Annotated in this window: 20 protein-coding genes and 1 riboswitch; of the genes, 14 read left to right on the top strand and 6 right to left on the bottom strand. The window is 52.3% G+C overall.

Going from position 1 to position 21,681, the window contains the following annotated elements:
- The first annotated feature begins 86 nt into the window (after window positions 1-86).
- The gene (locus CAG65_RS11225) at window positions 87-533 is read left to right on the top strand and encodes a hypothetical protein (RefSeq protein ID WP_161453681.1); all 447 of its coding nucleotides are present in this window, start codon (window positions 87-89) and stop codon (window positions 531-533) included.
- Window positions 534-542: 9 nt separating this feature from the next.
- On the opposite strand, the gene CAG65_RS11220 is transcribed toward CAG65_RS11225, so the two are convergent.
- Entirely contained in the window at window positions 543-845 is a 303-nt protein-coding gene (locus CAG65_RS11220; protein WP_021706767.1) for a hypothetical protein, read from the bottom strand.
- 254 nt (window positions 846-1,099) lie between these two features.
- Here CAG65_RS11220 and CAG65_RS11215 point away from each other — a divergent pair, with 254 nt between their 5' ends.
- Together CAG65_RS11215 and CAG65_RS11210 are read left to right on the top strand one after the other, a co-directional pair.
- Entirely contained in the window at window positions 1,100-2,290 is a 1,191-nt protein-coding gene (locus CAG65_RS11215; protein ID WP_161453680.1) for a sugar transporter, read from the top strand.
- Between the two features lie 434 nt (window positions 2,291-2,724).
- Window positions 2,725-4,323: a BCCT family transporter gene (locus CAG65_RS11210; protein WP_161453679.1), complete on the top strand. Its 1,599-nt coding sequence runs from the start codon at window positions 2,725-2,727 to the stop codon at window positions 4,321-4,323.
- A gap of 45 nt (window positions 4,324-4,368) precedes the next feature.
- Here CAG65_RS11210 and CAG65_RS11205 read toward each other — a convergent pair whose 3' ends face one another.
- Together CAG65_RS11205 and CAG65_RS11200 are read right to left on the bottom strand one after the other, a co-directional pair.
- Complete coding sequence (locus CAG65_RS11205) at window positions 4,369-5,154, bottom strand: SDR family NAD(P)-dependent oxidoreductase (protein WP_161453678.1); 786 nt, start codon at window positions 5,152-5,154, stop codon at window positions 4,369-4,371.
- A 124-nt stretch (window positions 5,155-5,278) separates the two neighbouring features.
- Entirely contained in the window at window positions 5,279-5,734 is a 456-nt protein-coding gene (locus tag CAG65_RS11200) for an HPP family protein (protein ID WP_021706771.1), read from the bottom strand.
- 90 nt (window positions 5,735-5,824) lie between these two features.
- On the opposite strand from CAG65_RS11200, the gene CAG65_RS11195 reads away from it, so the two are divergent.
- The gene (locus CAG65_RS11195) at window positions 5,825-6,385 is read left to right on the top strand and encodes a TetR/AcrR family transcriptional regulator (protein WP_161453677.1); all 561 of its coding nucleotides are present in this window, start codon (window positions 5,825-5,827) and stop codon (window positions 6,383-6,385) included.
- A 6-nt stretch (window positions 6,386-6,391) separates the two neighbouring features.
- Here CAG65_RS11195 and CAG65_RS11190 read toward each other — a convergent pair whose 3' ends face one another.
- Window positions 6,392-8,149 (bottom strand): SgrR family transcriptional regulator, encoded by a 1,758-nt coding sequence (locus tag CAG65_RS11190; protein WP_161453676.1) that lies wholly within the window; start codon window positions 8,147-8,149, stop codon window positions 6,392-6,394.
- 434 nt (window positions 8,150-8,583) lie between these two features.
- On the opposite strand from CAG65_RS11190, the gene CAG65_RS11185 reads away from it, so the two are divergent.
- From CAG65_RS11185 to ribB, 4 genes are all read left to right on the top strand, one after another.
- Window positions 8,584-9,222, top strand: a complete 639-nt coding sequence (locus CAG65_RS11185; protein WP_161453675.1) for a hypothetical protein — start codon at window positions 8,584-8,586, stop codon at window positions 9,220-9,222.
- 190 nt (window positions 9,223-9,412) lie between these two features.
- The gene (locus CAG65_RS11180; RefSeq protein ID WP_161453674.1) at window positions 9,413-9,946 is read left to right on the top strand and encodes a hypothetical protein; all 534 of its coding nucleotides are present in this window, start codon (window positions 9,413-9,415) and stop codon (window positions 9,944-9,946) included.
- Window positions 9,947-10,140: 194 nt separating this feature from the next.
- The gene (locus CAG65_RS11175; RefSeq protein ID WP_161453673.1) at window positions 10,141-11,580 is read left to right on the top strand and encodes a coniferyl aldehyde dehydrogenase; all 1,440 of its coding nucleotides are present in this window, start codon (window positions 10,141-10,143) and stop codon (window positions 11,578-11,580) included.
- Between the two features lie 99 nt (window positions 11,581-11,679).
- Window positions 11,680-11,821: riboswitch (FMN riboswitch) on the top strand.
- Between the two features lie 95 nt (window positions 11,822-11,916).
- Window positions 11,917-12,573 (top strand): 3,4-dihydroxy-2-butanone-4-phosphate synthase, encoded by a 657-nt coding sequence (gene ribB / locus CAG65_RS11170; RefSeq protein WP_021706777.1) that lies wholly within the window; start codon window positions 11,917-11,919, stop codon window positions 12,571-12,573.
- Here the strand turns inward: ribB and CAG65_RS22455 are convergent.
- Window positions 12,521-13,009 carry a hypothetical protein gene (locus CAG65_RS22455; protein WP_443098392.1) on the bottom strand — a complete coding sequence of 163 codons (489 nt, stop codon included), beginning with the start codon at window positions 13,007-13,009 and terminating at the stop codon, window positions 12,521-12,523. The genes ribB and CAG65_RS22455 overlap by 53 nt on opposite strands.
- A 184-nt stretch (window positions 13,010-13,193) precedes the next feature.
- Between CAG65_RS22455 and CAG65_RS11165 the strand changes: the two genes are divergently transcribed.
- The 6 genes from CAG65_RS11165 to CAG65_RS11140 all read left to right on the top strand — a co-directional run bounded on the left by CAG65_RS11165 (window position 13,194) and on the right by CAG65_RS11140 (window position 20,820).
- On the top strand, window positions 13,194-13,907 hold the full coding sequence (locus CAG65_RS11165; RefSeq protein ID WP_040903067.1) for a response regulator: 714 nt from the start codon (window positions 13,194-13,196) through the stop codon (window positions 13,905-13,907).
- Between the two features lie 14 nt (window positions 13,908-13,921).
- Window positions 13,922-15,199 carry an ATP-binding protein gene (locus tag CAG65_RS11160; RefSeq protein ID WP_161453672.1) on the top strand — a complete coding sequence of 426 codons (1,278 nt, stop codon included), beginning with the start codon at window positions 13,922-13,924 and terminating at the stop codon, window positions 15,197-15,199.
- A 415-nt stretch (window positions 15,200-15,614) separates the two neighbouring features.
- Complete coding sequence (locus tag CAG65_RS11155; protein ID WP_021706781.1) at window positions 15,615-15,971, top strand: diacylglycerol kinase; 357 nt, start codon at window positions 15,615-15,617, stop codon at window positions 15,969-15,971.
- 8 nt (window positions 15,972-15,979) lie between these two features.
- Window positions 15,980-17,629, top strand: a complete 1,650-nt coding sequence (locus CAG65_RS11150) for a phosphoethanolamine transferase (RefSeq protein ID WP_161453671.1) — start codon at window positions 15,980-15,982, stop codon at window positions 17,627-17,629.
- A gap of 9 nt (window positions 17,630-17,638) precedes the next feature.
- On the top strand, window positions 17,639-19,624 hold the full coding sequence (locus CAG65_RS11145) for an LTA synthase family protein (protein ID WP_202599351.1): 1,986 nt from the start codon (window positions 17,639-17,641) through the stop codon (window positions 19,622-19,624).
- A gap of 266 nt (window positions 19,625-19,890) precedes the next feature.
- Complete coding sequence (locus tag CAG65_RS11140) at window positions 19,891-20,820, top strand: DUF3187 family protein (protein WP_161453670.1); 930 nt, start codon at window positions 19,891-19,893, stop codon at window positions 20,818-20,820.
- Here CAG65_RS11140 and CAG65_RS11135 read toward each other — a convergent pair.
- Window positions 20,812-21,681, bottom strand: an 870-nt coding sequence (locus CAG65_RS11135; RefSeq protein WP_161453669.1) for a LysR family transcriptional regulator, incomplete at its 5' end; no start/stop codon positions are given. The two genes, CAG65_RS11140 and CAG65_RS11135, sit on opposite strands and share 9 nt — an antisense overlap.

Genomic DNA, 21,681 nt, shown 5'->3' with positions numbered 1-21,681 from the left:
TGGGAATCAACGCGCCACTCCGCGCCTTGAAGTCACAATGAGATAGGCTATAACTAGTTATAACTGACTCATTTACGAGGCGATTTATGATCTCATACGCCGGTCGGGTAGGCATTTTATTGGTTTCTGTATACGGCATCAGTGCCTGTGCACCTGATACCGATCCGCCGGTCCCCAGACACGCAATTTGTCAGGCGTTCAATCACAATCAGGTGGTGGCCGTATTGGGTGAGAGCCCGGTGTTGCAAGGGGAGTGGTATGCTGACTGGTCCCATCAACTTAACCAGTTTGTCGCAACACACCCGGACGTGTCGGTCACTCACAGCCGCGATATTGACGCGCTTCAGGTACCGGAGTACACCTTGCTGATTGCTCAGAAAGTGAACGGGGAATACTGGTTGCAGGAGGTCACGCAATCGCCATACTACGACTATGTGATGGCCGATATGACCGGGCAGCCGATCAAAGGCATACTGCGTTATTTTACCTTAGAGGAAGAAGAATACTCGCAACTGGCTCACTACTGCGAGTAACGTTTTCAGTCACATCAAATCGCGATGCAGAATTTCCAGCTCTTCACTGGCCTGTTCGATGATCTGATGCAGATCGTCGGCGTCTTTTTCTGCCAGCGTCAATTGCCAGGGGCGCGCACCTCTGACTTCTTCGCGACCAATCACACGAACATGCTTACCCTGCTTTTCAAATTTCAGATCATCAAAATTTGAACGGTAATGCTGCTGGTTTTCGACGATGTCGACATCGAGCACCCCTACTGGATTTACTTGCATCCGCGCATGAAAATACTCGGTTCCCATTAAAAGGTAGTTTCTGTGTTTGGCGATCATCCTCCCCTCCTTGAGTACAGTGGCGACAGACTGCATTTAGAGTGTAGGACAGGCGAAAGGGGATAAATGTGAAATAACCATGAAGCTTGATCTGCCTTGCGCTTCGGATGATTGTCTGTGATTGATGTGTCGTCTTGGCACGTTTTATTCGTCAGATTAAGGAATATGCAATTATTTTTGTAAAAGTGCTTGTTCTGTAACCTGAAAACGAGATAATCGCGCTGTGTTCCCTGTCACTTTTTTGTTGTAACCCTATGTCTGAAACTACTCCCCCGGTGAGGTCTGATTCTCGCCATCTTCAGTATTTGAGAGTGTTTGCTCTGGGCTTCAGTGCATTCATCTTTAACACCACCGAATTTGTGCCGGTTGGTTTGTTGTCGGATATTGCCCGCGATTTCGACATCACGCCAGCCTCTGCTGGCTGGATGTTGACCATTTACGCCTGGATTGTTGCGTCGATGTCGCTGCCGATGATGATGCTGACCAGCAAAATCGAGCGTAAAACCTTGCTGTTGTGTGTGTTTACGCTATTCATTGTCAGTCATGTCTTTTCGATTTTGGCCTGGAGTTTTGAAACCCTGATCGCCAGTCGGGTGGGGATAGCGTTTGCCCATGCGGTGTTCTGGTCTATTACGGCCTCCATTGCCATTCGGGTTGCGCCTCCGGGTAAGAAAACCCTGGCTCTTGGCGTGCTGGCAACCGGAACCTCGCTGGCGATGGTACTTGGCGTGCCGATTGGGCGAATTATCGGTCAGTGGTTTGGCTGGCGGGCCACATTTGCCCTGATCGGTGTGGTGGCGATGGTGATCATGCTGGTGTTGTGGCGCCTGTTGCCAAAACTGCCAAGTCTGTTTACGGATACCACACAAAAACTGCCGGAACTGCTGAAAAAGCCGACGCTGATGGGCTTGTATCTGTTCATTTTCCTGATATTCACCGCCCACTATTCGGCTTACAGCTACATTGAGCCGTTTATGATTAACATCGGCGCCATGAGTGGCAACTTCACTACCTTCTTGCTGCTGCTGTTTGGTGGCGCTGGCATCATTGGCAGTGTCATTTTCAGTTACTGGGGAGAGAAGAACAACACGCCACTGCTGGTGACCAATACCGTCATTGTGATGTTGTGTATGGCGCTGATGATGATGCTGGTAAGCAGTCAGTGGGCTACCGCGACCATGTTGGTGTTGTGGGGGACCGCGCTGATGGTGGTGGTGCTGGCGATGCAGGTGAAAGTGCTCAACATCGACCTGAACGCGTCGGACATGATCATGTCGATGTTTTCCGGCATCATCAATCTCGGAATTGGGGCGGGCGCCCTGATTGGTGGTCAGGTGATACATTTCAGCTCACTGCAGGGCATTGGTTACGTTGGCGCTGGTTTCGCGCTGCTCTCTTTAGTGTTGATTCTGGTGATGTTGCGTCGCTATCCTGACATCCGCTAACGCCAATCATGCCAGATGATATTGAGCCCGGTGTTCCCGGGCTTTTTTATCTCTGCTATTAATCAATAAAATGGCGGAAATGGCCATCGTTGAGAAATCCGCGAGTGTCCACCATCCGGCCATTGACGTCTTCGAGTGGAAAGCGCGTTTTAATATGGGGTTGTAAATCGTGTTATCAAATGGGACACAACGTCAGTTAGGATTGCACTGAAACAGACGATGACAAAGAAATCGACCTGAGCGTGAGATGTGCCTGGGTGCATATTGTATGAGGTCTGGTCGTTTTAATTTCAGCGGGCACGCCGGCGATCCGGGATGCAATTGCCCCGTCCGCTATGTTAGGATGGCACGCTTTTATGATCAGCCTCACACTTCTTGCTGATGTGAGGGCCATTCACGCGCCGATTCTTTCGGGCAAAAAAAGCGAAATTTCTATGTCTAGATCTACCCTGAGCGCAGAGCCATCCAGCATTTCCGAGGCGGATTACTCAGCGATCCACCCTCCGCAGTCATCCTCTCTTCGTACTCAACTGGCGCTGAATAACCCGGTGTTTTGGTTAAGCGGCAGCTTCCTGTCTCTGTTTGTGGTTCTGGCGATCGTCAATACTCCTCTTCTTTCTTCTCTGGTGAACACGGGTTTCAGCTACGCAACACAGTGGTTTGGTGCGTTCTGGCAAATTCTGTTGCTGGCCAATTTTGTGATTGGGCTGGTGCTGGCATTCGGTCAGACTGGCTACGTACGTCTGGGCGCGTTGAAGACCCCAGAGATCGACACCTTTAAGTGGATCTCCATTATTCTGTGTACGCTGCTGGCGGGCGGCGGCGTATTCTGGGCGGCGGCTGAGCCGATCGCGCATTTCGTTTCTGCGCCACCGATTTTTGGTGACGCGTCTCCGCGCCGTATGGCGATCAATGCATTGTCACAATCGTTTATGCATTGGGGGTTTCTCGCGTGGGCCATCCTCGGCTGTCTGTCTTCTATCGTGCTGATGCATCTGCATTACGACAAAGGTCTGCCGCTCAAACCGCGTACTCTGTTGTACCCGGTGCTTGGCGAGCGCGCGCTGCACGGCTGGGTTGGCAGTGTGATTGACGGGTTAAGTATTTTGGCGGTCGCGGCAGGAACCATTGGTCCGATTGGCTTCTTAGGTTTGCAGATCAGCTATGCGCTGAATCAGTTGTTCGGTCTGCCGGATACCCTTGTCAGCCAGAGTCTGGTGGTGGTGTTTGCGATGTTGATGTACACCGTATCGGCGCTCAGTGGTTTGAGCAAGGGTATTCAGATTGTCAGCCGCTACAACATCATTTTGTCGGTTGCTCTGGTGCTGTTCATTCTGGTGGCCGGGCCAACCAGCTTCATTATTGATGGTTACATGCAGGGCGTGGCCCGCATGGTCGATCAGTTTGTGCCGATGGCACTGTATCGCGGAGATACCGGCTGGCTGAGCTGGTGGACAGTGTTTTTCTGGGGATGGTTTATTGGTTACGGTCCGATGATGGCAATTTTCATTGCGCGTATTTCTCGTGGCCGGACGATACGTCAGTTGATTCTGGCAGTGAGTGTGGCAGCGCCACTGATCACCTGTTTCTGGTTCAGCATTGTGGGTGGCAGCGGGCTGGCGTTTGAACTGGATAATCCGGGCGTGATTGCCTCGGGTTTCGAAGGGTTTAATTTACCAGGTGCGCTGTTGGCTATCACGCAGCAGTTACCGTTCCCTGTACTGACCGCGTTGCTGTTTTTGGTGCTGACCACCACGTTCATTGTTACTACTGGTGATTCAATGACTTATACCATCAGTGTGGTATTGACCGGACAATCAGAACCGAATGCTTTGGTGCGTGCGTTCTGGGGTGTGCTGATGGGAGCTGTTGCCATCGTCTTGATCTCTATGGGTGAGGGCGGTATCTCTGCTTTGCAGTCGTTCATCGTGATCACCGCGGTACCCGCGTCGTTTATTCTGTTACCGACCTTGTGGCATGCGCCTAAGATGGCTCATCAGATGTTACGCGAGCAAGGGTTGTTGAAGCCTTAAACAGACAACACAACGGCTCCCAGAGGAGCCGTTTTTAGTTGTGTTTCAATGGCTTTTTTCCATCGCTTGTCGCGACAATTTGAGCACCATTTTTCGCGGCAGTAACGGCATGATCCATTCCAGCATCATGCGCAAGGTACCTTCATTAAACGCCACCAGTTTGCCGCGTTCCATCGCCCGATACCCGACTTGGGCCACCGATTCCGGGCTCTTGGCATTTTTCCAGATGCCGACGCCTTCCAGGTTCCCGGCCGTCACAAAGTTGGTCGCTACCGCGCCAGGACAAAGTACGGTGGCGGTGACATTGTGCTCGCGCACCTCTTCGGCAATCGCCTGGGTAAACGAGGTGACATAAGCTTTGGTGGCGTAATACACCGCCTGGAGCGGACCCGGCATGAATGAGGCGGTGGAAGAAACATTGAGAATCTGGCCTTTGCGCCGGGTGATCATGCCCGGTAAATAGTAGTGAGTCAGGTTGGTGAGCGTGACCATGTTGACCTGCATCATCGCTTGTTCATCGTACAGACAGCGCTCATGAAAATAGCCATGACCGCCAAAGCCAGCGTTGTTGATCAGCGTATCAATCTGCAGGCCGAGTGCTAGGGTTTGGTCAAAAATACGTTGGGCCGAGTCCGGTTGAGATAAGTCTTCCACAATTGTCAGGACGGAGACTTTGTAGTGGTTTTCCAGCTCCACCTTGAGCGCTTCCAGTTTGTCTTTGGAGCGGGCGACCAGCACCAGGTTGCCCCCTTTCTGAGCGTGAATACGAGCCAGTTCCAACCCGATTCCCCCTGATGCGCCGGTGATCAGGGCGGTATTTCTGTTGGCCATGTTGTGCTCCAGTTGCAATGAAGTGTTGAACACAGTTTAGGCAATCCAGTGGTGGCCCGCACGGTTGAATCACGCCGCCCGTTTGGCAAAGACGACAGGCGGATCTGCCGTCTTTGTTTGTGCCTCAGGCTTTTTGAGCATTCAAGCGCTGGGCACGTTGCATCAGACGACCCACCAACACCAGAGTCACGGCGCCAATCAGTACCGGCGAAACTAAAAACGACCAGCTTTGTCCGGCCAGCATGATCAGCATTGGGTTTGCGCCGGCTGGCGGATGCGTGGTTTTCGTCAGCAGCATGCTACTGACGGCCAGACCAGTGGCGGCGGCCATTGAGAGGGGCGTGACACCGACAAACTGAACAAAGCACACGCCAATGAACGCCGTAAGCAGATGACCAATAATGACATTTTTCGCTTGTGCCAGAGGGCTGTCAGGGACGCCGAACACCAGCACGGCAGTGGCACCGAATGGAGCCATGAGCAGAATGAATTCATGTTGTGCGCTGTCTGCCAGAGAGAGCACTGCAATGCCCAAAAACGCACCAATACCGGAGATTAATGCAAAAAGTGGATTGTTCATGATGATTTCCTTTTGGTAGACCAAGTTGTCTACCTTGCATAGTAGACAACTTGGTCTACCTGTGTCAACATGCAATCAGTGAGGTGAATCATGAGCGATAAACGGAATTTGTTGGTCGATACGGCGTTGAGGCTGTTCTATGACCACGGTGTCAACAACGTTGGCATCAACGAAGTATTGAAAGTCGCCGGAGTGGCGAAAAAAACCCTTTATCACCATTTCAGTAGTAAAGAGGCCCTGGTGCTGGCGACTCTCGAAGCGCGGGATCAGCGTTTTTTGTCCTGGCTGGATGGGTGTTTAAGTGGCCAGACGGATGATGCTGCTGTGGTGCAGGCACTGTTTCACGCGTTGGATGACTGGTTTCACGATCGGGTGACTGAGCTGGATACGTTTCGTGGCTGCTTTTTTATCAACACCTCCGCAGAGTTAGGAGAAAAGGACAACCGCATTGCAGAGTACTGTGCGGCGCATAAACGGCATGTGCGCGTTTTGATCCGAAATCGACTTGAATGCCGTGATGCGCAGTGGCTGGATTTGCTGTGCTTGCTAAAAGAGGGCGCGATTGTGTCAGCGCACATCGGCGCAGAGCGCGATGCTGCCCTGCGTTGTATTCCCCTGGCGCTCACTCACCTCCGCCATCTCAGACATTGACACCATTCAGTCTGCCGACCAGACGTTTTTGATGTCCGGCCAGCCCCAGTTGGTGAGGGCGACGTCTTTCAACACGCCGTGAAAACGCAAAGTCTGGCGATGGTGGAACAGTGGGGTCAGCCAATACTCTGTGATCAGAGCCGAAGCCAGCGGCTCCAGCGCATCCAGATACTGGTTCAACGGGGTTACCGCGCGCAATTGTCTCAGCGCTTCGTGAAACCACTGGCTGGCTGGGGGGCCGATCGCGTTGTGCAGCACCGGGTTGTGAAATAGATTGGCGAATGCAGAGGCGTGGCGGTTGTCGTCCAGATTCATATTGGTGATGATCAGCTCTTCTGTCAGCGTCTGACGTTTAGATTGTTGTATCAGTTGCCGATAAGAGTAAGTGTTTACTTTTACTCGTATGCCTTGTTGCTCGAGCAAAAAACGTATGCCTTCAGCACAGTTTTTTAACGCAGTGTAATCATAAACGGCGATAGTGAGTTTTTTGGGCAGGCGGGTTTCGGGGGCCAGAGGGCGGGTGATCTTATGCCAGCTTGGGAGCAAGTTGCTTGCCACGACGGAGCCGAACTGTGCCCCTTGTTGTTGCAGTCTCACGGCCAGTTTGTCTGCCGACAAGTAGTTGGACAGCGAGCGCCGCTGCGCTTCACTGAGTGGGCTGGCAGCATTTTGGTTAAACAGAACGAACATGCAACCGTCTTCCACTCGCGAATGTTGTGTCTCGTGCGCGTCAGACTGGGGGGGCTCTGAACTCAGATAATAATTGCAGGCAGATGTGGCGACCGCGCCAGCACCAGGCTGATTAGTGCTGATCATGGGCTGGTTTGGCTCTTGTCCCTCCAGCAACCAGATCGTGACTTGATCGGTCAGGGCCCGGCAGGCATAAAAGCGTTCAAAGGCCTGTAATTTCAGCTGACTGGAAGAGTGTTCCTGAACTTCAAACGGGCCGCTGCCAATCACATCATACGTTTGCGCGTTATTCACCTGACTGGTGGGCTGAATGGCGTAACGGACGCCAGATATCAGGCCCGCAAAACCTAAGTCGGGCTGACTGAGCGTGAATACCACCTTGTGCGGCTGAGGGGCGCTGACGGTGACCAGATGAGCCAGCTCGGTCTGATAGTCATCCAGACTGCTCAGTTTCGCGAACAGGCTGACAATGGTGTCACTGTCGATAATGTCACCATTGTGAAAAACCAGCCCGGGACGTAAGTAAAACGTCCATTGGCAGGCATTATTGGCGCATTCCCAATGGTGCGCCAGCTCTGGCTGGACGTGGCCCTTCGAATCACTCGACACCAGACAACAGTAGATCTGACGCAGAAAAAAGCGTTCGCTGGAGCGTTGCAACTGATGCGGTACCAGCCGTTCGAATGGACGTTTGTAGGTCAGTTGAATGTGCAGTCGGCCCTCACGTATTGAGGCTCCGGATGTGCTCTGCAGTAAGCGGCCGAACGATCGCTGGTCGTTGTCCAGAATGACCAGCGCCTTTTCATAGCGGCCCTGACGGACACGCTCTGCCGCCAAGAGCTGTTTCAGTTCGCTCAGCTCAATGTTGAGGATCAGAGTTGAGCGCTGATTGCGTCCGACTTTGGGCTCCCAGTTCAACCAGCCGTGTTTTTGCATCTGATTTAGCAGGTTACGCGCATGACGAAGACTAGTGAACAGCCGTTCCGCAATGTCCGACAGGGCCAGTTTAATGGGCTCCGCAATGCCCAGCGGTGCCAGACGCGAATAATAGCGCAGTAAATTCAGATCAGACACGTTGGTGCTCCCCACTTTTCAGCATACTGTCTCAGTTTACCGAAATCCGGCGCGCGAAAATAAGAAATCTTTCCCTGCTTTCGTTCCGCATTTTCGTCTCTGGCTGGTCGAAGTGGCTGATTATGACCCCTGCTACGTTTTATCCGGAAAAAAACATCTGTAACTTGTCTCTGTTTTTCTTCCGTGTTCAGCGGCAGACTGAATATTGTCCACCGCGTTGCCAGAGAGGGCGTTGTGATGGACATCTTGTCAGTGCCTGTCAGCATTATGCTCCTGTACCCCCACGAACACGCTGTCAGGCACTGCTTTCTGTTGCACTGTTTCACGATGAAAAATGTCAATTGGCTTCCGTTTCTGCATCTCAACCGGGCATTTTGTTCAAGATGTACTTTACTGTAGTGGCATTTCATGGATAGAAAAACAGAGGGACATACATGCCATTATCACTCCAACAGGCCTATGATCTGATGCTCAACGATCTGGCTACTTTTATGAATCGGGTTCCGGTGATTGTGTACGGGGCGGGCTCCAAAGTGAATGAAGTGGATTACTACTTATCCCTACAAGGGACACAAGCCAGAGGCTGGAATCAGGGGGTGGCGACGGTCGAAAACCGTTTGCGCTTTACCCCTACTTCCCAGAGCGGAGCGAAAGGGCCAATTAAGTGCATTCACATTCCTGTGACGGAAGTGGAGAAGTTAAAGCCGGAGCACATCGTGCGGGTCAGCCATTATGACGACGCGAAGTTTCTCTGCACCACGCGACTGTCGGGCTGTACGTTTGCGATTCGCCAGGGACAGGGCAACAGTATTGAGTTTGTCCATCTTCGGCCGACCACGGATTTCCCGGCTAAAGATTTACAGCGTGCCGCGCAAAATGAATTCCAGACATCCTTTGGTCGCGGTGATCAAAATTCGAACACCACTTATGACGACACCACTGCTGCAAACATTATTGGCGTAAGGAAGAACGGTTTGTGGCACATCTATGCGCAGCATTCTGATGCCCAGTTCAATGTCATTCGCAGCGAGTGCATTTACCGTCAGCCAAGCGGTGTTCAGTATGTGACCTGAGCAGGTGTCTTGTGCCGTCAAGCCACGCGGTTGCGTGGCTTTTTTTTGTACTCGAGGAAAAGTCTGAAACCCGTGTCTGGAAATTGGGACATTGGGCAAATTGCCGGCCGGAAGGAGGAAAAAAATCCGTATTGACGCTTTACTCAATGTACCTGCCTGCGTTTTTTGTCGGCTACATTGAGGATTGCTTATGTCGTTAACTCTACAACAAGCGTACGGGCTGATGCTTGATGACCTGGACACCTTTGTTCGGCGTGTTCCGCTGACCATTGCCCGCGTTGGAGGAGAACTCTGCGAATGTGATTTAAGTTTGTGTCACAGCGGCACTCTGGCCACTGGCTATGACCACGGTTTACCTTGTCGTGAAAGCCGGCTGTTGCTGGTGTCTCAACCTAAAGGGCGCAGCCGCGGGCCGATACATTGTGTGTATGTCCCGGTGAACCGCCTCTGTTCGGTGGCACTGACGGAAATCGAGCACTATGCAGAGCGTTGTGGCGCTTTGTTCTTTTGCTCCCAGTTGTCCAATTGTACCTTGGACCGTATTCACGTTGCTGATGGCCATTGTGCGTTTCGCCGTCATCTAGCTCCCGGTCGTCACGCCGCGTTGCTCGGAATGAAAATGATCGATAAATGGAGGGTCTGGGTTCAGTATCAGGACGATCATGGCAACATTGTGGGTGTGATGCCGTTGTTTGGCTGCAAAAAGTTGACCCGGATGGCATAGTCAGCCGGGAAAATGGTTTTTTCTGCGTGAACTCTCCTAAGCTTTCTAGCGGATGTCACTAAAGAACGTGATGCAATCTCCCGGTTAGGGAGACGATGTTCGGCGATTCGTAGGTCATTTTACGGTATCTCGTAGAGTGACAATCCGCTTATAAATGATAAAGTTAAGCCATAGCAGAGCATTGGAAGCAGAATATGGAACGTGTCGTCGATATTAACCGCTGGAACCGGGAGCACATCAAAACCGAAGACGATCTTCAGGCGATCTTTCGTACTGTTCAAGCGGCTTTTCAGGCTCAGCCCTGGTCAGATTACGCTCAGAGAATGGCGCGGCTAGACGCGCTGTACGGTGCGTTGTTAGAGCATCAGGACGCGTTGAGCGAGGCACTGCGCCATGACTACGGTTTTCGTACCCAGTTTGATTCGACCATCTGCGATTTATTGCCATCCATTCAGCATCTGCGTCATACCAGACGTCACCTGCGTCACTGGATGAAACCGGAGAAACGTTCAGCGGGCCTGCTGTTGTCTCCGTCTTCTTTGCAGGTGCACTACCAGCCTCTTGGTGTGATCGGCGTGATTGTGCCGTGGAATTTTCCGATTTTTCTCAGCCTTGGTCCTGTGGTGACGGCAATCGCCGCGGGCAATCATGTCATGGTGAAACTGAGTGAATTTACGCCCCACACTAATGAGGTATTAAGCCGAATTTTTTCAGTGCTGGAGGGGGAAATTTACACCATCGAAGGTGGGGCAGAGATCGCAGGCTTCTTTAGCCGCCTGCCGTTTGATCATCTGCTGTTTACCGGCTCGACCAAGGTTGGGCGTCTGGTGGCTCAGGCGGCGGCGCAAAATCTCACGCCAGTGACTCTGGAGTTGGGCGGAAAGTCACCGGTGATTGTGGCAGATGATGCCGATATCAGCAAAGCCGTTGACATTGTTATGTTTGGCAAATCCAGTAATGCCGGTCAGATCTGCGTGGCACCGGACTATGTTCTGCTGCCGCAGGGCAAAGAGCAGCAGTTTATTGACCTTTACCTGCAACGTTTCGAACACTATTTTCCGGCTGGCGATCTGGGTCGGGAAATGACGCAGATCATCAATCAGGCGCAATACGACCGCCTGCAACGGTACCTGGACGATGCGATTGAACACGGTGGGAAACTGCACACCATTGATCCGGGCAGTTCGTTACAGGGGCGACAGATGCTGCCGCACCTGGTGACTCGGGTGAAAGAGAAAATGTTGTTGATGCAGGAAGAGATTTTCGGCCCGATCTTACCTGTGATCGGTTATGCCCATTTGAGTGAAGCGATCAGTTATGTCAACAGTAAACCGCGTCCTTTGGCGTTGTATCTGATCAGCAACGATACGGTGCTGCGGCGACAAATCGTGCAACAAACTCACAGTGGAGGGGTCTGCGTTAACGACACACTGATGCATGTTGCGGCGGACGATGCGCCGTTCGGGGGGATTGGTGAATCGGGGATGGGGCACTATCATGGCGTGGAAGGGTTTCGTACCATGTCGAAAGCCAAAACAGTGCTCAGTACACCGTCCTGGTTGCCCCGTGGCCGTTGGTTGCTGCGTTACGCCAAATCGGCAGAAAAACTCCTCAATAGACTGTTTGTTCGCTGACTTTTCTCAAATATCTCGGTGAGATTGCTTTTCAATTCACAGTGAAAGCAATACCATATGTCCTCGTTCGCTCGCAGAGTGAACGAGGACATTTAATTTTTTAATTCTCAGGGCGGGGCGGAATTCCCCACCGGCGGTATATCCAGTTTGGATCAGCCCGCGAGCGCTCGATTCGTCGAGGTCAGCAGATCTGGTGAGAAGCCAGAGCCGACGGTTACAGTCCGGATGAGAGAGAATGACAATCCACCAGTACGCACCCCGCGCACTGGTGCACTTCGTTTTGGATTTTATCCCTCATAAACAGCCCTGATTCTGGTGATTTTTAGGAGTTAAACCATGAATCAGTCATCTTTGCTTGCCGAGTTCGGCGATCCGATTGTCCGCGTAGAAAACGCACTGACGGCCCTGCGTGAAGGCCGTGGCGTATTGCTGCTGGACGACGAGGACCGCGAGAACGAAGGCGACATCATTTATTCTGTAGAACATCTGACGAGCGCTCAAATGGCGTTGATGATCCGTGAGTGCAGCGGGATTGTGTGTTTGTGTCTGACCGACGAGCAGGCCAATAAGCTGGAATTGCCGCCTATGGTGGTGAACAACAACAGTGCCAATCAGACCGCTTTTACGGTGTCTATTGAAGCCAAAGTAGGCGTAACCACGGGCGTGTCGGCGCAAGATCGTGTCACCACGATTAAAACGGCAGCCAACCCGGAAGCCAAGCCGGATGACTTAGCTCGTCCAGGGCATGTTTTCCCGCTGCGTGCACGCGCTGGCGGAGTGATGACACGTCGCGGTCATACCGAAGGGACGGTTGATCTGATGCAAATGGCTGGGTTGCAACCCGCCGGGGTGTTGTGTGAAGTGACCAATCCCGATGGCACCATGGCCAAAGCGCCAGAGATTGTTGCGTTTGGCAAACGGCACAACATGCCAGTACTCACTATTGAAGATATGGTGCAATACCGCCTGCAACATGAGTTGAAGCTGGCATAAAGACAAACGAAATCTTTGTTCGCACTAACCAAAAGGCGTAGGTATTCCGCGCCTTTTTACTCGCGGGAGTCGGCAAACGCGGCGACCACAAAGTCGATGAAAGTCCGCAGCCGTTTAGGTCGATATTTGTCGCGATGAGAGATGACGGAGAAGTCGACACCGGGCACGTGCCATTGCTCAAATACTTCCTCCAGCTCTCCGGCATCAATATGAGACTGACAGTAGATTCTCGGCTTACGGCACCTTTCACCAACACCCGTCCGTTTTTACAGTGTAAATGTCCCTGTAACTGAATATCAAACGGTTCACCGCTGCAGTGATGCACGAAATTCCAGCGTGTGACCGAACCAAGCAGGCAGTGATGTTGACCCAGCTGTTTCGGATGCTGCGGCCGTCCGTAACGTTGCGGGCAGTCTGGGCTCGCTAGCGTTCCCATCTCAACTGACATCAGTTTGCGAGCAGTGAAATCCTATTCATGTGGACCGACCTCACAGACAATGAGGGATTAATTGTCAAAAATAGGAAATAATTTATTGAACAATGTTTTTAATCTGGAATTATATAGATTCCTTATAGCGGTCTGACAATTAAGACTAAGCTCAGACCTAGAACAGCAAATAATGAGAATAACTGTGGATAGCAACAAATTAGTTATCGTTGAAGATGATGTAAAACTGCAGAAAATGCTGGGAGACTATTTTTTGTCTCAAGGGTTTAACGTCACACTTGTGGCAGAAGGGAGTCAGGCGGCGGAGGTGATCCTCGCCGAGCAGCCCGCGTTGGTGATGTTGGACTTAATGTTGCCGGGCAAAGACGGATTAAGTGTCTGCCGTGAAATCCGCGAGCATTATCAGGGCAAAATCATGATGCTGACTGCCAGTAATGACGACTTCGACCATGTGGCCGCGTTGGAAATTGGCGCGGATGATTTTGTCACCAAGCCAATCAAGCCACGGGTGTTGCTGGCGCGTGTCCGGATGCTGTTGCGTCGTCCGGAAATCAAGGAGCATAAATGCGATGAGAAAAGTCGCCAGTTCGGTAAGTTGTCTCTCAACTGTTTGCGTCGCGAGTGTTTACTCGACGGTGAGACGGTGGCGCTGACCGATGGTGAATTTGATCTGTTGTGGCTGCTTGCGTCTCACCCTGAAGAGATCCTTTCACGCGAGAGCCTGACCCGTACTCTGCGGGGCATTGAGTACGACGGGACGGATCGCACCATTGATAACCGCGTGGCGATTTTGCGTCGCAAACTGGCGGACGTCAGTGTGCCTCCCAAGCGGATCCTAACTGTGCGCGGTAAAGGGTATATGTTCCTGCCGGATGCGTGGAACTGAGTCACGGAGCCACTATGAAACGCATGTACATTGAGGCCTTTGTGGGCCTAATCGCGCTGTTTTTTGCTACTTTGCTGGGTTATGAGCTGATCGTGTACGAGTTCAATACGGATTACGACTACGTGTTGGAAGAGTATCAAGCCGAAGCGATGCACACGCTGATGATGCCGACCTACCTCAACCGGGGAGAGGAGGCTGCGGTCAACAAGGTGCAACACTACGCAGACAAAACCTGTATGATCCTCAGTCGTTATCATCGCGCGGAACTGCCGACCGAGATCGGTCAGGCCTTTGCTGCCGATCCGCAGCGGATGGTCAAGTTTGATGATGACCGCAATATCTGGTTCCGCTTTGATGAACACTCCTATTTCTACAGTCTGTTTCCAGACGAAGAGTCGCCGCTGCGCAAAGCGATCGCATTTGATGACAACTTACTGTGGGTGTTCTTCCTTGGTGGGTTTGCGCTCTACTGTGTGCTGCTGATTTGGTTTCTCAGCCGCCGGAGCCGCGCGCTTGAACGTACCACGCTGGCATTCGCCTCAGGGGATCTGACGGCACGAGCCGATACATCCAGCGCCCGTTCGGTGGGCTCACTCAACAAAAGCTTTAACCTGATGGCGGACAAAATCTCTACCCTGATCACCAGCAATAAGCTGCTGACCGATGCGGTGGCACACGAACTGCGCACACCGCTGTTTCGTTTGCAGTGGCAGGCGGATTTGCTCGCCGATACGCCGCTGACACCCGAGCAGCGCGATACAGTGAACAGCATCGTTGAAGATATTGATGAGATGAGTGAGCTGGTGGAAGAGCTGCTCTACTATGCCAAAATGGAGCGCACGGATATGCCGATCCAAGCGCAGGACGTCGATGTGCAGCAGTGGCTGGCGCCGTTGATGCAGCGTTGGCAAGGCGAAACCGACAAACAACTGACTCTGGAGGTGACGGCGTCGGTCGGCACGGCTCGTCTTGATCCTCACTTGTTGCGCCGTGCATTGGATAATCTGGCTCGTAATGCGATGCGCTATGCCGATCAACACATCATGCTCAAAGTTGAACGTGAACAAGAAACGTTGCGACTTGAGGTGCATGATGACGGGCAGGGCATCGATCCCAAGGAATGGCCGTATCTGTTCGATGCGTTTTACAGTGCCGACAAAGCGCGTAACAAGGCCACCAGTGGTCATGGTCTGGGTTTGGCCATCGTCCGGCAGATTGCCTTGTTGCACGATGGTGCCGTGGAAGTGGGTGACAGCCCGCTGGGCGGGGCCTGTTTTACCATTCTAATATGACGTTGATCATCGATTTCCCCCTTCTTACATAGCCGGACATTCTGTTACACGGACCAGACAGAATCCGAGTAATCAAACAGTGTACATTTCCCGTTCTGTCACTGAACGAGGAAATGTACATGATTAGCCTTCCCCTTTGTTTCAACTGCCATGAGCATTCAGATCCGTGTCTTCGATATTGTTTGAGCGCTGGTACGGTTCAGGCAGCACTCGCGCCACTTTGCGTGGATACCCGCTTGCGATATCTCGTTGGTGGTCATCAGTGTGTGCTATCGGTTGGGGCCCATTCATTGGCGGTTTTCACAAATTGTTCACGTCCGCTGGCGTAAAGTGCCCGAGACTCATAGCCATGCATACCAGGACGGACCCCCGTTCGTGCTGGATCCCGTGTTATCCAGAAAGTAGTAGGTAGAAAGTGAAGCCAGGTAAATCAGGTGTTCGTCGTGTGGTCGATGCGACCGGTTATTCCATCCAGGGGCTGAAGTCAGCTTGGCAACATGAAGCCGCATTCCGTCAGGAAGCGGTGTTGACGGTTATCTTGAGTGTCGCGGCTTTTGCTTTGCCGGTCACTCATCTCGAACGGATTGCCATGATTGGCAGTTTGCTGTTGGTGGTGATTGTTGAACTGATTAACTCGGCAATTGAAGCCGTGGTGGATCGTATCAGTGATGACTGGCATGAATTGAGTGGCCGGGCCAAGGACATCGGCTCTTCGGCGGTATTTGTTGCGCTGGGATTGGCGCTGTTTGTCTGGGGTTCGATCCTGCTTTGAGTTTGCCTATGAAACCACAACGCTTTTCCCAAACGGGCGTTTCGTACGTCTCATTTACTTTATGGTTAGCCCTGTTTTTTACCTTGGTGGTGAACCTTCCGGTTTACAAAGAACTGTATCAGGTATTGAGTCAACTGGAAGCGGTGGATCCCGGATTTGTTGTGTCTGTCCCGGTGTTTTTTGCCGCGGTGCTCAACCTGTTGTTCAACGTTTTCAGCTGGCCGCGGATCGCCAAGCCATTTTTTATTGCTCTGGTGTTGGTATCGGCCTTGGTCAGTTATGCCGAGTTTAATTATGGTTCAGTGTTCGATCAGGAGATGATCACCAACATCATCGAAACGGATACCACTGAAGCCGGATCATACCTCAGCGTTTACTCGGTAGTGTGGACCCTACTGATGGGCGTGCTACCGGCGTTGATAATTTATAACGTTAAGCTGAAACAAGAACGCACTGTGGCCAAACTGGTGCTAAAAAAAGGCGCCTCAATGCTGGTGTCACTGCTGGTGGTGGCGGCAGTTGCGGGTGTGTTTTATCAAGATTACGTGTCGGTTGGCCGGAACAACAAATACCTGGTGCGTCTGATCATCCCGACCCAATGGGTTCACGCCACCAACAGTTATATCAAAGAGACGTATTTCACCACGCCACAACCGTACCAACAGATTGGTCTGGATGCGAAGCAGACACCACAGGCTCTGCAGCAAGCTGAAGTCAAGCCGACTCTGTTGGTACTGGTGGTGGGGGAAACAGCGCGCGCTCAGAATTATCCGGAAAACGGCTATGCGCGTGACACCACACCGTTTACCCGCGAGCTGGACATTGTGAAGTTTGAGGACGTGGCTTCATGCGGTACCGCAACGGCGATCTCGGTGCCATGTATGTTTTCGGCGCTGAATCGTCAAACATTCAATCGACAGCAAGCGGATAATCAGGACAATCTGCTGGACCTTTTGCAACGGGCTCAAGTGTCGGTGCTGTGGAAAGAGAACGACGGTGGCGACAAGAAGGTGGCCAAAAACGTCAATAAAATCGTGGTGGATCGCAAACGTCAGGATGCTCAATGCCAGAACGGCTCGTGTTACGACACCGCGTTACTGGAGCAGTTTGATGACAACGTGGCTGCGATGAAAGGCAACCGGGTGCTGGTGCTGCATCTAATGGGTAGCCATGGCCCGACGTACTTCCGCCGTTACCCTGAGAGCATGAGCGAGTACCAACCGGAGTGCGCGCAGGCCGACATAGAAAACTGTTCAGTGGATGAGATCGTCAACACCTACGACAACACGTTGCGTTACACCGATTACGTATTGAAGAAAACTATTAATAAATTGTCGTCTCTTCAGGAACGTTATAATACCGCGCTGGTCTATATCTCCGATCACGGTGAATCGTTGGGCGAAAATGGCCTCTTCCTGCATGGAATGCCCTACAGTCTGGCACCGGATTATCAGAAACGTGTGCCGATGTGGGTTTGGATGTCACCAGGCTTTCAGCAGAGCAAGCACGTAAATTATGACTGCCTCAAACAAGAGGCAACCCGTAAAAATACTTATTCTCAGGACAATCTGTTCCACTCGGTCCTGGGAGTCATGGATGTTCACACTCAGGAATATCAGTCCGCTCTGGATGTATTCCGCACCTGTCGACGTAGTTAGGATGTATTGATGTCGTTTTTCTCTCTGTTGGAGCCGGTCAAGCAAGTGACCGGCGTGATGTTCCCTATGCTGATGCTGTTTGTATCCGGCGTGATAATTTTGACCATTTCCCGCACCTTGTTGTGTGTCTGGCAGAGAGAGCGCGTGTCCAACGCCCGTGGCTGGAAGCCGATCTTTGTGTCTGGATTGCGCATGGACGTTGTCAGCTTATGTTATCTGGTGATCCTGCCGTGTCTGCTCACCCCTCTGTTGGTGGGCGTGCCTTATTTGGGTCAAGCCTGGTTGGTATTGCTGTCGCTATGGATCACGTTCGGTTTGTGGTTGCTGGTCTATATGGAAGCAGCGACGCCGTTTTTCATTGAAGAGTACGACGTGCGTCCGAATCGTTTTTTTGTCGAATACCTCATCTACCCAAAAGAAGTGATGAGCATGATGTGGCAGGGCTACAAGCTTGAACTGGCATTTGGCCTGGCGATCTCGCTGTCAACGCTCTACTTTGGCTGGCAGTTTTCCGATTATTTAGTGCAGGGATTATCGGCCCCGGAATGGTACTGGCGGCCTGTGGTCGCACTCGGCGCGGTTGCGCTTTGCGTACTGGGTGCCCGTTCCAGTTTAGGCCATCGTGGTATCAACCCATCAATGATTGCCTTCTCCCATGACAACTTGATGAACGATTTTGCGCTTAACTCGACCTACTCGGTGTTGTACGCGCTGAAATTGATGCGCAAAGTGGCGGACTCATCCAAGATGTATCCGTCGATGCCGATCGACGACATTGTACAAACGGTGCAACAGAACAGCCAGTTGCCCGCCAGTGCCTTTAGCGAACCACACTTGCCGACATTGGCGTACCGCGAAGCAAGTTACGCTGGACGACGTAAAAACATCGTGATTTTGCTTCAGGAGAGCCTGGGAGCACGCTTTGTTGGGGGCCTAGGCGGTTTACCACTGACGCCGAACCTGGACCGACTGATGCAAGAGAGCTGGAATCTGACTCGTTTGTACGCAACCGGGACCCGTTCGATCCGGGGGATTGAAGCGGTCACCACGGGCTTTTTTCCTACTCCGGCGAATGCCGTGGTGAAACTGCCGAAGAGTCAGCACAATTTTTACTCTCTGGCTCAAACCCTCAAAGCCGAAGATTACCATACGCAATTCATCTACGCCGGAGAGAGCCATTTCGACAATATGAAAGGCTTTCTGCTGGGGAATGGGTTTGTCGATGTACAGGATCTGCCTACTTTCAGCAATCCGGAGTTTGTTGGCTCCTGGGGGGCGTGCGATGAAGATCTTTACCGTAAGGCGCATGAGCAGTTCAGTATGCTTTCGCAGCAGGAGATACCTTTCTTCAGTTTGGTGTTCACCACCACCAACCACTCTCCATACGAGTATCCGCAAGGCAAAATTGAACCGTATAATCAGCCGGCCGCCACGCGGGAAAATACCGTCAAATATTCCGATTACGCGCTGGGTCAGTTCCTTGAGCAGGCGAAGCAATCGGATTACTGGGATGATACCATTTTTGTTTTGGTTGCCGATCATGACTCACGTGCGTATGGGGATCAGGTCGTGCCGATTGATTGTTTCCATATACCGGCGGTGATATTTGGTGGTGGTGTATCGGCGCGCGAGGACGATCGCTTAACCAGCCAGATTGATTTACCGCCAACGCTACTGTCTCTGGCGGGGATCAGTGCCTACCACCCCATGTGTGGACACGATCTGACGCAAGAGGTGGCGCCGCATAAACGCCGGGCGGTGATGCAGTTCCATCAGAATTTTGCCTGGCTGAATGAGGACAACCACGCGGTGGTTTTTCAGCCAGATAAAGCGGCCATGGGATGTCATTATGATCCGGTCGGACACACGTTGACGCAGTGCGAATTGCCGGAAAGCGAACTCAGAACTGCCAACGCCTTCGCACTCTGGGGCAGCGTCTGCTACAAGCAGGATTTCTATCAGTGGGACAAGATAGAGTCGGCGGCGCGCCGGTAAACGAACCTGATGTTAATCGCCTGCTCAGTTGAGCGGGCGTTTATCATTTCACCGCAAGCACTTGGTTTGGCAGGAAAGGGTTTTCCCTCCTACACTCAACACTAAGCTCAGTATTTTTTATTTAAAACAGCAAGTAAGAGCACCTGTACAGCGGCGCCGATTCGAGTTTGGCGTACCACGATTTCACCATGTGTTGCTGGGATGCTCAATCAATGGCGGCGGTTATGTTTCGATCCTCACTTGTATACATGGCAGGGAGCGCATCGTTGTTCAGTTTTTCAGTCAGCGCTGGTCTGCGCTCTACTCCGATGCGAATCTACTCTCAGGCACCTTATCAGTCCACGGTGCTCACTACTCAGCTGCGCTCTGCTTTTACGCCAGAGAGCAGCGAACTGTTCGCGACAGGAACGGTGGCCAGTATCTGGGCCAGAAATGAAGACTACCAGCTCGACTATTACCAGAATCAGGTGTTTGCTGGGATTCAGTGGGCGTTGAACCCGCGTTGGACGGCGGAATTGCAGTATCAGTTCGGCTGGGCCGGAAATAATCATTTGGATAGCCTGACCATTGATTTTCATGACTTTTTTGGCTTGGATCAAAACGGCCGTGATGAAGTGGATAAGCACCAGTTTACTATCGCCAACGAACGCTACGGCATTCAGGTGAGTGACTTTGAAGATGAGGTGGTTGTTCGGGCACTGCACGGCTACCTCCAGTATCGATTGTGGCAGCAGCAGAACCATGCGCTCGCGTTGGGCGCCAGCCTGTATTACAACGACGTGGATGACTATCCGTTCACCACGCACAGCTTTGAGCAAGGTTTGCAGCTCAATTACAGCTATCAGTCCGGCGCCCATGCCTGGTTTTCCACCGTCGGGGTCACTCATCGCAAGCCAGATCGGATGATCCTCAACAGCCTGCCGAGTAAAGCCTACAGCTGGGCTGTCGCTGTGGGGTACGGTTACCGATTCTGGACACGTCATGAAGTGCTGCTGGAGTATCACGGTTATGAAGGCATCCTAGACGACGACAGCGACCTGTCCGATGTCACCAACGAAGTGATTCTCGGCTACCGTTATTATTTCGATCGCCTGCTGGTGGAGTTCTCGGCTACTGAAAATGTGTTCAACATGGACAACTCCACAGACATAGCATTCAGTTTAGGCCTGCGTTATCACTTCTCGTCCTCAGGCTGACGGCCGCAAAATATCCTGCTGCCATGCCTCGGCGATAAAATCGATGAACTGCCTGACTAAGGGAGACTGGTAGCTGCGTGACAGATACACGGCCCACAACTTACTGACCGGAATGTAGTAGTCGTTGAGAACAGAGATCAGACGGCCGTCAGCCAGCAGTGGGTTGGCTAAATCACACGGCAGACGAATCACACCCACGCCATCTTTGGCTGCCTGCATCAGCGTCAGTACATCGTTGGCCTTGATGGTGCCACCAACCTGTACCTGAAATGGCTGATTGTGGCGCACAAACTCCCAGCGATGTGCGTCAAGATGAACCAGACAGTTGTGCTGTTTGAGATCGTCCGGATGAGCAGGAACGCCGTGTTCGGCCAGATAATCCGGAGCGGCGCAGATCACCGCGTCGATGGCCATCAGCTGACGAGCGATCAGGTGATCGTCTGGCTGGTGAGTATAACGCAAAGCGATATCCACGCGCTCATCAACCAGCTGCGAAAATCGGTCTGAGGCGAGGATGTCGATGGTCACCTGTGGGTGCTGGCGAGTAAACGCCGTTACCACGTGAATCAACATGTGCTGCGCCAACCCGATTGGCGAGGCGACACGAATCGTACCTGATAAGGAGTCCCGATGTAGCATCGAGTCCAGCTCCAATGCCGTGGTTTCGCTGAGAATGCGCTCGCAACGAACCAATGCGTCTTCGCCGGCGCTGGTCAGGCTGACTTTGCGGGTGGTGCGATGCAACAGCCTTTGCTTCAGCCAGCTTTCGACGTCCTGTACGTGACGTGAAACCTGCAAGCGACTGAGTGAGAGGTTGTCGGCGGCTTTGGTGAAGCTAGCGGTGTTGGCGACCTCAACAAA

It is taken from the genome of Vibrio sp. V39_P1S14PM300 (genome assembly GCF_009904765.1).
Lineage (GTDB): Bacteria > Pseudomonadota > Gammaproteobacteria > Enterobacterales > Vibrionaceae > Vibrio > Vibrio proteolyticus.
Note: the sequence above shows the minus strand (reverse complement) of the source record. Positions and strands in the feature narration are given on the sequence as shown.